Source organism: Pseudoalteromonas sp. C8 (genome assembly GCF_011378685.1).
In the GTDB taxonomy this organism is placed as follows: Bacteria; Pseudomonadota; Gammaproteobacteria; order Enterobacterales; family Alteromonadaceae; genus Pseudoalteromonas; species Pseudoalteromonas arctica.
Genome location: NZ_WTKT01000008.1, coordinates 26,088 through 38,525, shown reverse-complemented (window position 1 = coordinate 38,525; position 12,438 = coordinate 26,088). Strand labels below are relative to the sequence as shown.

Below are 12,438 nucleotides of genomic sequence, written 5' to 3'. Positions count from 1 at the left end.
TGATCCTAGCTTAAAAACACGGTATGCTAAAACCACGCTAATAAACCTTTTTAGGTGCACAGTATCCATCAACAGATACTAATTTTCAGGAGCTATTATGACAGAGCATAAAAAACCACTGGTATTAATGATTTTAGACGGTTGGGGACACCGCGAAGATACGCAAAGTAACGCCATTCTTGCAGCTAACACACCGGTATTAGACAATTTATGGGCCACTCGCCCACACACATTAATATCAGCTTCGGGTTTAGATGTAGGTCTTCCTGATGGACAAATGGGTAACTCAGAAGTTGGCCATGTAAATTTAGGTGCTGGTCGCATTGTTTATCAAGATTTTACCCGTATCACAAAAGCTATTAACGATGGCGAATTTGATTCAACACCAGCCTTAGTTGAAAATATAGATAAAGCCGTAAAAGCAGGTAAAGCAGTCCACATAATGGGTCTTTTAAGCCCAGGTGGCGTACATAGCCATGAAGACCATATAGTTGCTAGCATAAAACTTGCTGCAAAACGTGGCGCTAAAGAAGTTTACTTTCACGGCTTTTTAGATGGCCGCGATACACCTCCACGTAGTGCTAAAGCGTCAATCGAACGTATTGAAACGTTATTTAGCGAACTTAAATGCGGTCGTTTAGCGTCACTTGTTGGCCGTTACTACGCAATGGACAGAGACAATCGTTGGAACCGCGTAGAAAAAGCTTACAACGTAATTGCATTAGCTGAAGGTGACTTTAATTTTGATAACGGCGTAGAGGCACTTAACGCAGCGTACGAGCGCGACGAAAACGACGAGTTTGTTGCCGCTACAACTATTACACCAACAGACGCCGCTCCTGCTTCAATAAACGATGGCGACACGCTAATTTTTGCCAACTTTAGAGCAGACAGAGCCCGCGAAATTACTCGCGCTTTTGTTGAGCCTGATTTTGATGGATTCGCAAGAAAAAGAACGCCAGAGCTTAGTGCATTTGTAATGATGACGGAATACGCAGCTGATATAGATGCACCTATTGCCTTTGGTTCAACACCGTTAGTAAACGTACTTGGTGAGTGGTTTGAAAAAAATAACAAAACACAACTTCGCATTTCAGAAACCGAAAAGTACGCACACGTTACATTTTTCTTTAGTGGTGGACGTGAAAGCGAATTTGAAGGCGAAACACGCGAGCTAATTCCTTCGCCGCAGGTAGCAACCTACGACCTACAACCTGAAATGAACTCAGAAATGCTAACCGATAAACTCGTAGAAGCAATTAAAAGTGGAAAATACGACGCTATTATTTGTAACTATCCTAATGGCGATATGGTTGGTCACTCAGGTGTATTTGAAGCTGCTGTTAAAGCTTGTGAAGCTGTAGATAGCTGTATCGGACGTGTTGTTGATGCACTTGAAGAGTTTGGTGGTGAAGCACTAATAACAGCCGATCATGGTAATGCCGAGCAAATGGCTGATCTTAAAACAGGCCAAGCGCATACTGCCCACACTAGTGAACCTGTACATTTTATTTATGTTGGTCGCGATGCAGAGCCTATGCAAGGTAAGGCATTAAGCGATGTAGCCCCTACAATGCTTCACTTAATGGGCATGGAGCAACCAAGCGAAATGACTGGTACGCCTATCATGATGTTGAAATAACACATGAATAGACGTATTAACCGGTTAATTAAGTGCGGTTTAATACTAACTTCATTAGTGACTGCATCTGCAGTTGCTAATGAAGATCGTACTAAAAAAGACTTATCAGAAGTTCAAAATGCACTTGAGCAAAGCCAGGCTGAATATAACGCGCAAAGAAAAAAAATAGCGTCACTACAAAAAAACCTCAAAAGCCATGAACTCGATATAGCTAAAAATGCGAAAGCACTTAACATGGCAGAGCAATCAGTAAAAGAAACTAAAACACAGCAAAAAGAGTTGCAAAATAAAGCCGATGAGCTCGATAGAAAGCATACTCAATTTCAGAAAGTCTTAGCCGCGCAGCTCAAAAGTGCCTATATGGCCGGTGGCGACGACTACTCTAAAATGCTGTTAAATCAAGAAGACACTGCTAAATTTGAGCGCACACTTAGTTATTACAACTACTTAAATAAAGCTCGTATTGAACAAATCGAAGATCTAAAAGATCTTCAACAGCAAATAGTACAAAACCAAAAAGAGCTTGTTAAAACACAAGAAAAACTAGAACTTTTATTTGATGAGCAAAAAAGACGCCAAACCGCTTTAGTTAATGCACAAAGTGAACGCCAAGCAAATCTTAAAAACTTACAAGCTCAGCTCAACAGTACTAAAAGCTCAATAAATTATTTAAAAGAAAACCAACAAACTTTGGTAGCAACGATTGAAGAACTAGAAAAAGAAAAAACACAAAAAATTGAATTACTGGGCCTAAATAAAAATAAAGGTAAATTAGACTGGCCGAGCAAAGGCAAGTTAGAGCACACTTTTGGCCAACGTAAACATGGTGGTATTGATTGGAAAGGCGTATTAATTGGTGCAAAAGAAGGCACTAATATTAATAGCGTACATAATGGTCAAGTTGTATTTGCCGATTGGCTAAAAGGCTATGGTTGGGTAATTGTTGTAGACCATGGTGAAGGTTTTATGAGCCTATATGGTCATGCCCAAACATTGCTAAGAGATGTAGGCGACATGGTACGCGAAGGCGAAACACTTGCTTTAGTTGGCCAAAGCGGCGGACAAGCTAGTTCTGGTCTATACTTTGAAATACGCCACAAAGGACGCGCAGTAAATCCTATCAAATGGTGCAAACGCATTTAATTAAATTAATCGCTGCACCGCTCTGGAGCAGCTGATGACAACTAAAAAAACTGTAGTAACTACCATTGTTCAAAAAAATACAGGCTTTTATATAAGTCTGTATTTACTCGTATTACTAACCTTAATTGCCTTTACTAGTAATGTACTAGCAAGCTCGATTAAAGATCTTAAAAGACAACAAATAGACGAAATACTCTTTAACATTCATGCCTACTACGTTGAAGATCTCACCTTACAAAATAGCCACCACATTAAATATAATAACCAGCAATTTGAGCGTTTATATTCAAAGCTTGACTCTTACTCTAAGTACTTAAATGAGCACGAACTAACCTCATTATTTGATAACACAAATGGCCGCTACACAGGTATTGGTATTGAGGTTAAAAATATCGACGAGAATATGACTATTGTTAATGTGGTCAATAACTCTCCCGCAAAAGCGGCGGGGATTTTACCAGACGATATTATTGTAAGTGTAAACAACCACGCAGTCCAAAATCGTACAATCGATGAAGTAGCAACACTAATAAGAGACAGTAAATTTTCAAATATAGACCTAATTATAAATCGTGATAACAATAAAAGCCCTATCACGTTTCATGTTGCACGCCGCCAAATAAACCTCGAAAGCGTAACAAGCGAACTTCTAGATTTTGGAACTGGTTATATAGCTATCAATAATTTTTCTAACCACACATTGCATGAGGTTGCTCTGCAAGTTGCTGCCCTGCAAAGCCACTTTGGTTACCCACTTAAAGGCTTAGTGATTGATTTACGCGATAACCCTGGGGGTACATTACAAAGCGCTGTGGCGGTATCAGACCTATTTTTACAAAGTGGCACTATAGTGACAACTAAAGGACGTTTTTACGATGCCAACCAAGCATTTTATGCAAAGCGTGGAGACATTCTAAAAAATGCCCCCATTGTTGTGCTTATAAACGAAAATTCAGCCTCTGCAGCCGAAATACTTGCAGCAGCACTCAAAGATAATAAACGAGCAACCGTTGTTGGCAGTCAATCTTTTGGGAAGGGTTCTGTACAATCGCTCATTCCGCTAGGTGATGGCAATACCGCATTAAAGCTCACCACAGCTAAATACTTTACGCCGCTAGGTAAGTCGATTGATGGAATAGGAATAACCCCAGATGTGGCTGTTAATCAAACAAACCTTTCACAAAGTAATAAAGCCGTTATAATAAAAAATGAACACACTAACAGTAGCGCGCAATTACTTACTGGTAACTTAGCAGATTTACAATTAGTTAAAGCAAAACAATTACTCAGCATGCAATAGCTTGTACAAGCTGTATAAACAAAGCTAAAAAGATAATAAAAACTATAAACGTGAAAATAATAAAATGGCTAATATTAGCTATTTGTTTTAGCTCAGCAACAATTAGCGCCAAACAAATAGCGATAGTGATAGACGATATAGGCTATCATCAACGGGACTTAGAGTTCCTTTCCTTACCAGGGCAATTGTCGTATTCAATTTTGCCTCATACCCCTTATTCGCAAATTTTTGCAACGCTTGCCAGTCAATCAAATAAAGAGTTATTACTCCATGTGCCTATGCAGGCACTTAACGGTAAAGAACTCGGACCTGGCGCGCTTACTTTAAATATGAATAAAGAGCAGCTTCAGCAAACTCTTGGAACAGCTCTCGCTAGTTTACCGCAAGTAAAGGGCGTTAATAACCACATGGGGTCAGCGCTTACGCAAAAAAGCCAAGCTATGAAGTGGACAATGGAAGTACTTAAAAAGCGCCATTTATATTTTTTAGATAGCCGTACAACCGACTTAAGCCAAGCACAAAATGCTGCTAACTTTTTAGGTGTTGCTAATATTAGTCGCCAAGTGTTCTTAGACAATATAACTACACCAGAACAACTGCAGCTAAGGCTGGAAGAATTAAAACAACTAGCCACCATCCATAATTCCGCTATAGCAATTGCTCATCCCTACCCAGAAACAATTGATTTCTTGCGTGAAGCGTTACCACAGTTAATAGATCAAGGTTTTGAACTCGTACCCGTTTCGCAGCTGGTTGAGCGTAAATACATTCAGTTAGCGCATGCTGAGGGTAAAGGAGTTAGTGCTCGGTGATATAAGCTTTAAATAAAGCTATATCCGAATGATAAACTAACCATTCAATAATGCAGAGTATCGGTATTATACCAATCTGCTTATATATGGGGTCTATTTAACGTTAAGAAAATTACACTAGAACTAGGCAAAAATTTTTATATCTAGTTGTTCTAAATAATAAATTTTTAACGACGTTATAGTGCAATTTAATTCGTTAAATTGATCAAAGGTTTATGCAGGTTGGTATTACTTAATTGGATATTTTATCGTTGGGTTTCGCTTCGCTCAAACCAACCTACGCAAAAGCAAAAAACCCCGCATTTTCATGCAGGGCTTTTAAATTTGCTGCTTGAGCAATATTAGCTCATAGCACTTTGTAATTTTTTCATCGCTGTTTTTTCAAGCTGGCGAACACGTTCAGCAGATACACTGTACTTTTGTGCAAGCTCTTGAAGAGTCGCTTTATCATCCGACAACCAACGTGCGCTAACAATATCTTGTGAACGCTCGTCTAGTGTTTTAAGTGCGCTAAATAAACGAGTATGCGCTTGCTCTTTCCACTGCTCTTGTTCAACGTCGTCAGCTAAATCAGCTGCGCCATCTGTTAAATATTGTACTGGAGAGTACGTGCTTGTTGGTGCGTCGTCGTTATCGTCGCCCGTTAGGTCAAAGCCCATGTCTTGGCCGCTCATGCGCGATTCCATTTCACGTACTTCTTTTTCACTCACACCTAGCTCGCTAGCAACGGTACTAACCTCAGCTTGATTAAACCAACCTAAACGCTTTTTGTTTTTACGAAGATTAAAAAACAATTTACGTTGAGCTTTAGTGGTTGCAACTTTAACTATGCGCCAATTTTTAAGCACAAACTCGTGAATTTCGGCTTTAATCCAATGCACTGCAAACGATACTAAACGCACACCCACAGTAGGGTCGAAACGCTTAACCGCTTTCATCAGGCCTATATTACCTTCTTGAATAAGGTCAGCTTGTGGTAAGCCGTATCCCGAGTAGCCTTTAGCAATATGCGCTACAAAGCGTAAATGCGACATAATGAGTTGCTTGGCAGCACTAAGATCGCCTTCTTCCTGAAGTTTTTTAGCAAGTTCTTGCTCTTGTTCAACTTTAAGCATAGGAATAGTGCTTACCGCTTGAAGGTAACCGTCCATGCTTGCGCTTTGTTGTCCGACTGTAAGTGCCATTGCGTATAAATCTTTACTCATTTTTCACCTCGGTGATAAACATTTGAAACTATCTTAGCACTCTTTCTTTAAGAGTGCTAACCCCAATTTAAAACTTTTTAAAAGTATAAATCAAGCAGTTTTTTAGTATGGGTTTAGTCTACTACAAGCGACTGAATAAGTGATGAATTGAGGGATTGCAGCGGGTTAACCTCGCTGTATCACCTTATTTACAACTCATTACTTTATGGGAGGATAGTACACAAATATGACAGTTTTAATAACAGGAGGTACAACCCAGTCCGATACCATACGCACATCGAACTGAGTTGGTTCACTTATACTTTATCGGGTTCTATTTCTTTAATATATCGATTTACAGAAAGGTAAGAGCCTACAAATCCTAAACTTGTTGCAAGTAACACTAAAAAGCCAAGCTCATTAAGCGATAATCCAATTAACGAAAAGCTTGTTTGGTATACCCCTGCTACACTGCTCACAGCGCTTGAAAGCCACCACATCATTAGCCCTACGCATATAAAGGCAAACAAACCACCTATTACACCATACCAAATGCCCGTCCATAAAAATGGGGCATGTATAAAGGTGTTAGTTGCGCCAACTAGCTTCATGACTTGTATTTCTTCTTTTTTATCCATGATCGACAAACGAATAGTGTTACCAATAATAAGCGTCACTGAGGTAAGCAGTAATAATGCGATGGTTATTACGCTTTCTTTCAGTAAATCTAGTAATGCATTTAAACGCTCTAACCACGCTATATCGAGCTTACCAAAATCAACTTCACGTTCACTTTCTAATTTAGTTAACAGTACTTTAGCAGCATTTGGGTGTCTGTGACGTTTTGTTGGCGTAACCAGTACCACATCTGGTAATGGGTTCTTATCTAAATATTCTAAGGCCTGTCCAAATCCAGATACGTCTTTAAACTCAGTAAGTGCTTTTTGTTTTGAAATAAACTCAACACTTTCAACCTCTGGGTATAACGCTAAGCGCTTTACTAATGTTTGCGTTTCTTGCTCGTTCATACTTTCTTTTACAAACAACGATATTTCACTCGCCTCTTCAAAACCACTACTTACTTGCTGTACGTTTTTAACGACAAGATAAAGTGTTGCAGGTAACGTTAGGCTCAAACCAAGTACAGCAATAGTCATCATAGACGCAAGCGGCGTACGCCACATTTCACCTAAGCTATGAACACCTTGGCGAAAAATATTAATAATGAAAAAATAACCGCCAGCTAATACTGATTTTTTTTGCTTGTCGTTACTATTTTGACGACTTTTAAAAAGTAAACTCATAGTGCTCCCTCAGCGAGCGGATCTTGAAGCATACGACCATCTTTTAAGGTTAGACTGCGGTACTTCATACGTGCAACCAAACCTAAGTCATGCGTAGCTATAAGAACAGTGGTGCCGTGTTTATTGAAGTCTTCAAACAGCTTTAGTATTTCCATTGAAAGCTCAGGATCAAGGTTACCTGTAGGTTCATCGGCTAACAAAATTGGCGGGGAGTTCACTATTGCTCTGGCAATACCAACACGTTGCTGCTCGCCTCCAGAGAGCATCGACGGATGACATTTTATTTTGTCTATCAGGCCTACTTTATCAAGCGCACCATGAACACGTTTAGCTATTTGCTTATGGTGAGTACCCTCAATAATAAGAGGCAGCGCCACGTTATCAAAAATAGTATAGCGCTCTAGTAAACGGTGGTTTTGAAAAATAATACCAATATCACGGCGAGCATAAGGAATTTGACGCGAGTTTACTTTATTTAAATCAACACCGTTGATAAATACACTGCCTGCCGATGGACGTTCCATTAAGCTAATTAACTTAAGCAACGTACTTTTACCCGCACCACTGTGACCGGTTAAAAAGGCAAGTTCACCCGGTTTAACATGAAAATTAACTTTTTCGAGGGCGCGGTGCCCTCCAGGATAAGTCTTACTTACTTGCTGAAAATTTATCATCTTTTTATTATGCCAATTCAATTAATTTACTAATAAAATTGGTATTCCTCGCAATTAAAAAGGGAGCAAGCTCCCTTTTTTGGTAAATTAAACGTCGTCCTCATCTTGGCTAAATAACGCATCAATAAAGTCATCGCTTTTAAAAGCGCGTAAATCATCAATACCTTCACCAACACCAATGTAACGAATTGGAATATTAAACTTATCTGCAACCGCAAAAATAACACCACCCTTTGCAGTTCCATCAAGTTTTGAAAGCGTAATACCAGTTAAGCCAACGCATTGATTAAATAAGTTCACTTGGCTAATTGCATTTTGACCTGTGCCAGCATCAATGGTTAGCATCACTTCGTGCGGCGCATCAGGATCAATTTTTTTCATAACACGAGCTATTTTTTCAAGCTCCTGCATTAAGTTATCTTTATTTTGCAAGCGACCCGCTGTATCTGCAATTAACACATCTATATTACGTGCTTTTGCAGCTTGGAATGCATCAAAAACAACCGATGCACTATCTGCACCCGTATGCTGTGCAATAACAGGAATGCTGTTACGTTCACCCCAAACCTGAAGTTGCTCAACAGCAGCCGCTCTAAACGTATCGCCAGCAGCCAGCATAACCGACTTACCTTCGCTTTGAAATTGCTTAGCCATCTTACCAATAGTCGTTGTTTTACCAACGCCATTTACGCCCACCATTAAAATAACAAATGGCTTTTTATCTTTGGTAATTACTAAAGGCTGTTCAGCCGTTTTTAGCATCGCCGCCATTTCTTGTTTCATTAACTCATAAAGCGCATCACCATCTTTTAACTGCTTACGGTTTGCAGCATCAGTTAAGCTATCAATCAACTTCATGGTGGTATCAACGCCTAAATCGGCGGTGAGCAGCTGTGTTTCAAGATCTTCAAATAATTCGTCATCTATTTTTTTACCACTAAAAATAGATGCAAAGCCAGAACCTATATTAACGCGAGTTTTTAACAAGCCCTTTTTAAGGCGAGAGAAAAACCCTTCTTTTTTCGGCTTTTCTGCTTTTTTAGCTTCTTCAATTGCAAGTTCTGCTGTGATACGTTCTTGTTCTAAAAGCTCATTTTCTGCTTTTTCAGCAGCAATGCGTTCTTGCTCTAAGCGTTCTTTTTCTGCTTTTTCTAAAGCAATGCGCTCTTGTTCTAAACGCTCGTTTTCTGCTTTTTCAGCCGCAATGCGCTCTTGCTCTAAACGCTCGTTTTCTGCTTTTTCAGCCGCAATGCGCTCTTGCTCTAAACGCTCGTTTTCTGCTTTTTCAGCCGCAATGCGCTCTTGCTCTAAACGCTCGTTTTCTGCTTTTTCAGCCGCAATGCGCTCTTGCTCTAAACGCTCGTTTTCTGCTTTTTCAGCCGCAATGCGCTCTTGCTCTAAACGCTCGTTTTCTGCTTTTTCAGCCGCAATGCGCTCTTGCTCTAAACGCTCGTTTTCTGCTTTTTCAGCCGCAATGCGCTCTTGCTCTAAACGCTCGTTTTCTGCTTTTTCAGCCGCAATGCGCTCTTGCTCTAAACGCTCGTTTTCTGCTTTTTCAGCCGCAATGCGCTCTTGCTCTAAACGCTCGTTTTCTGCTTTTTCAGCCGCAATGCGCTCTTGCTCTAAACGCTCGTTTTCTGCTTTTTCAGCCGCAATGCGCTCTTGCTCTAAACGCTCGTTTTCTGCTTTTTCAGCCGCAATGCGCTCTTGCTCTAAACGCTCGCTTTCTGCTTTTTCAGCAGCAATACGCTCTTGCTCTAAACGTTCATTTTCTGCTTTTTCAGCCGCAATACGTTCTTGTTCTAAACGTTCATTTTCAACTTTGTCAGCAGCAATACGTTCTTGCTCTAAACGCATTTGCGCTTCTTGTTCTGCTAAACGTTTTGCTTGATCTTGTCTTTGTGCTTCAGCATCTGCTTGTTCTTTTGCTAATAACTCAGCATTCGCTTGCTCTATTGCAAGCTTTTCAGCCTTTACAGCTTCATCCTTTTTTTCAAGGCGTATTTGCTCTAGTCGCTCAGCCTCTATTTTTTCTGCAGCCAATCGCTCTTGCTCTAACAGCATCTGCGTTTCTTGATCGGCTAAACGTTGTGCATGTTCTTGTCTTTGCGCTTCTGCATCAGCTTGTTGTTTTGCAAGTAATTCAGCATTGGCCTGCTCAATTGCAATCTTTTCTGCGTTTTCAGCACGCTCTTGCTCTAAACGTTTTGCTTCAATTTGTTCAGAAGCAATACGCTCCAGCTCTAAGCGCTCTGTTTCGGCCTCTGCTTTTAAACGTTCAGCTTGCTCCTGCGCTAGCTTTTCTTGCTCTGAACGTTTAGCTTCAATTTTTTCAGCAGCAATACGCTCCTGCTCTAAGCGCTCTGTTTCGGCTTCTGCTTTTAAACGTTCAGCTTCAGCTTGCTCCTGTGCTAGCTTTTCTTGCTCTAAACGTTTAGCTTCAATTTGTTCAGCAGCAATACGCTCCTGCTCTAAGCGCTCTGCTTCGGCTTCTGCTTGTAAGCGTTCAGTTTCAGCCTGCTGCGCAAGCTTTTCTTGCTCTAGCTTCTGCGCTTCTTCTTGCGCTAATGCTTGTTGTTTATCAGCGGCTGCTTTTTGCTCTGCTTCTTTTTTATCTGACTTGCCAAAACCGAGCCACGACATGAATTTACTTTTTTTTGTCATACTTGCTAATAACCACTTATAAAAATCTGATAAACTAAAATTTGAAATAGCTTGGCAATGCCCAGCAATAGTTGCTAATAAATACAACCATTCAAAACGTAAGTGTTCAATAGTAACACTTTTAATACGGTTGAAAAATGAAGCTACATGTAATCACCCATAATATTATCTGAGCTAGATACCATATACCATTTTTTAGTGAGCTAAATGAGAAAAAAAACAACGCAAAATAAAGCTACTAACAAGCCCAGTGATGGCTTTATTAGAGTGATTAGTGGCCAATTTCGAGGCCGAAAACTCCCTGTTAAAAATGTAGAAGGCTTAAGACCTACTACCGATCGAATTAAAGAAACTGTATTTAATTGGCTAATGCAAGATACGCGTGACACAAATGTACTTGATTGTTTTGCAGGTTCTGGTGGGTTAGGATTTGAAGCGCTATCTCGATTTGCAAAAAACGCCACATTTATCGAGCTCGACTCGTCAGCTGCCAAGCAATTAGAACAAAACATTAGCACTTTAAAGCTCGACAACGCATACGTTAAACATACTAATTCACTCTCCTTTTTAGAGCAAAAAAACACAACCGAAGCGTTTAATCTTGTATTTGTTGACCCACCATTTCGTAAAGATTTAGCGCAAACAACCTGCGATTTATTAGAAAAAAACCAATGGTTAAGCGATGATGCATTAATTTATGTTGAAGTAGAAACAGAGTTAACCACCTTCAAGAACCCGAGCAACTGGTTGTTAATTAAAGAAAAAAAGGCAGGCCAAGTGTTTTGCAAACTCTACCAGCGCCAGGCAAATTAATACTGTTTTACATGATGCGTTTCTGTTAATATTGTCCTTTACATGTGGTGTTGCTTCGGATTACAATACCGCACCATTTTTGAACCACTTGATCAATGTTTGATCAACTTGAGCAACGCTCATAATTTAGGTAGGTGAATTTTTAATGCCAGTAATTAAAGTAAGAGAGAACGAACCGTTTGACGTAGCACTTCGTCGCTTCAAGCGTTCATGTGAAAAAGCAGGAATCCTTTCAGAAGTTCGTCGTCGCGAGCACTATGAAAAACCAACAGCTGAGCGTAAGCGTAAAAAAGCTGCTGCAGTAAAACGTCACATGAAAAAACTTTCTCGTGATAACGCACGTCGCGTTAAATTATACTAATATATTAGGTCTTGTATAAATGAGCCTTTTAATAACGCTAAAAGATGCGCAAAAAGATGCGATGAGAGCTAAAGACAAGCAACGTCTTAACCCTATTCGTATGGTACTTGCTGCAATCAAGCAACGTGAAATTGACGAGCGTATAGAACTAGACGACGCAGGTATTACCTCCGTTATAGTGAAGCTTGTTAAACAACGTCGTGACTCTTATACTCAGTACAAAGATGCTGGGCGTGATGATTTAGCTGATATTGAAGCCAATGAAATAGTGGCACTTGAAACTTTCTTACCTCAAAAATTGAGTGAAGAAGAAATCATTGCTCTCATTGATGCGGCTATTGCTGATACTAACGCAGCAGGTATGCAAGACATGGGTAAAGTAATGGGTATAATCAAAAGCAAAGCCGAAGGTCGTGCCGATATGGGCAAAATCTCTGGTTTAATTAAGCAACGATTAACTGCCTAATACTCCCACATACATTAAAGTATGATTGAAGTGAACCGAGCCTTGCGCTCGGTTTCTTTGTTTTTAACTTTAATA

The 12,438-nt window shown here is 40.0% G+C and carries 11 protein-coding genes; 7 read left to right on the top strand and 4 right to left on the bottom strand.

Annotated features, from left to right (window positions below; all coding sequences use genetic code 11):
- Positions 1 to 97 precede the first annotated feature (97 nt).
- Genes gpmM through GQR39_RS09390 form a run of 4 tightly spaced genes read left to right on the top strand, consistent with a single transcriptional unit; the run spans position 98 to position 4,897 of the window.
- On the top strand, positions 98 to 1,642 hold the full coding sequence (gene gpmM, locus GQR39_RS09405) for a 2,3-bisphosphoglycerate-independent phosphoglycerate mutase (protein WP_165735452.1): 1,545 nt from the start codon (positions 98 to 100) through the stop codon (positions 1,640 to 1,642).
- 3 nt (positions 1,643 to 1,645) lie between these two features.
- The gene (locus GQR39_RS09400) at positions 1,646 to 2,785 is read left to right on the top strand and encodes a peptidoglycan DD-metalloendopeptidase family protein (protein WP_165735451.1); all 1,140 of its coding nucleotides are present in this window, start codon (positions 1,646 to 1,648) and stop codon (positions 2,783 to 2,785) included.
- A gap of 34 nt (positions 2,786 to 2,819) precedes the next feature.
- Positions 2,820 to 4,085 (top strand): S41 family peptidase, encoded by a 1,266-nt coding sequence (locus GQR39_RS09395; protein WP_165735450.1) that lies wholly within the window; start codon positions 2,820 to 2,822, stop codon positions 4,083 to 4,085.
- 50 nt (positions 4,086 to 4,135) lie between these two features.
- Complete coding sequence (locus GQR39_RS09390; RefSeq protein ID WP_165735449.1) at positions 4,136 to 4,897, top strand: divergent polysaccharide deacetylase family protein; 762 nt, start codon at positions 4,136 to 4,138, stop codon at positions 4,895 to 4,897.
- 341 nt (positions 4,898 to 5,238) lie between these two features.
- Here GQR39_RS09390 and rpoH read toward each other — a convergent pair whose 3' ends face one another.
- The 4 genes from rpoH to ftsY all read right to left on the bottom strand — a co-directional run bounded on the left by rpoH (position 5,239) and on the right by ftsY (position 10,723).
- A complete protein-coding gene (rpoH, locus tag GQR39_RS09385) occupies positions 5,239 to 6,102 on the bottom strand; it encodes an RNA polymerase sigma factor RpoH (RefSeq protein WP_007582838.1) in 864 nt (287 codons plus the stop codon).
- Positions 6,103 to 6,398: 296 nt separating this feature from the next.
- Positions 6,399 to 7,385 carry a permease-like cell division protein FtsX gene (ftsX, locus tag GQR39_RS09380; protein WP_007582840.1) on the bottom strand — a complete coding sequence of 329 codons (987 nt, stop codon included), beginning with the start codon at positions 7,383 to 7,385 and terminating at the stop codon, positions 6,399 to 6,401.
- A complete protein-coding gene (gene ftsE / locus GQR39_RS09375) occupies positions 7,382 to 8,059 on the bottom strand; it encodes a cell division ATP-binding protein FtsE (protein WP_007582842.1) in 678 nt (225 codons plus the stop codon). Before ftsE ends, ftsX begins: the two co-directional genes overlap by 4 nt.
- Before the next feature lie 87 nt (positions 8,060 to 8,146).
- The gene (gene ftsY, locus GQR39_RS09370) at positions 8,147 to 10,723 is read right to left on the bottom strand and encodes a signal recognition particle-docking protein FtsY (protein ID WP_240918194.1); all 2,577 of its coding nucleotides are present in this window, start codon (positions 10,721 to 10,723) and stop codon (positions 8,147 to 8,149) included.
- A 207-nt stretch (positions 10,724 to 10,930) separates the two neighbouring features.
- On the opposite strand from ftsY, the gene rsmD reads away from it, so the two are divergent.
- The 3 genes from rsmD to GQR39_RS09350 all read left to right on the top strand — a co-directional run bounded on the left by rsmD (position 10,931) and on the right by GQR39_RS09350 (position 12,363).
- On the top strand, positions 10,931 to 11,536 hold the full coding sequence (gene rsmD / locus GQR39_RS09360; RefSeq protein WP_165735448.1) for a 16S rRNA (guanine(966)-N(2))-methyltransferase RsmD: 606 nt from the start codon (positions 10,931 to 10,933) through the stop codon (positions 11,534 to 11,536).
- 145 nt (positions 11,537 to 11,681) lie between these two features.
- On the top strand, positions 11,682 to 11,897 hold the full coding sequence (gene rpsU, locus GQR39_RS09355; protein WP_002957797.1) for a 30S ribosomal protein S21: 216 nt from the start codon (positions 11,682 to 11,684) through the stop codon (positions 11,895 to 11,897).
- A 19-nt stretch (positions 11,898 to 11,916) separates the two neighbouring features.
- A complete protein-coding gene (locus GQR39_RS09350; protein WP_007586535.1) occupies positions 11,917 to 12,363 on the top strand; it encodes a GatB/YqeY domain-containing protein in 447 nt (148 codons plus the stop codon).
- Positions 12,364 to 12,438 lie beyond the last annotated feature (75 nt).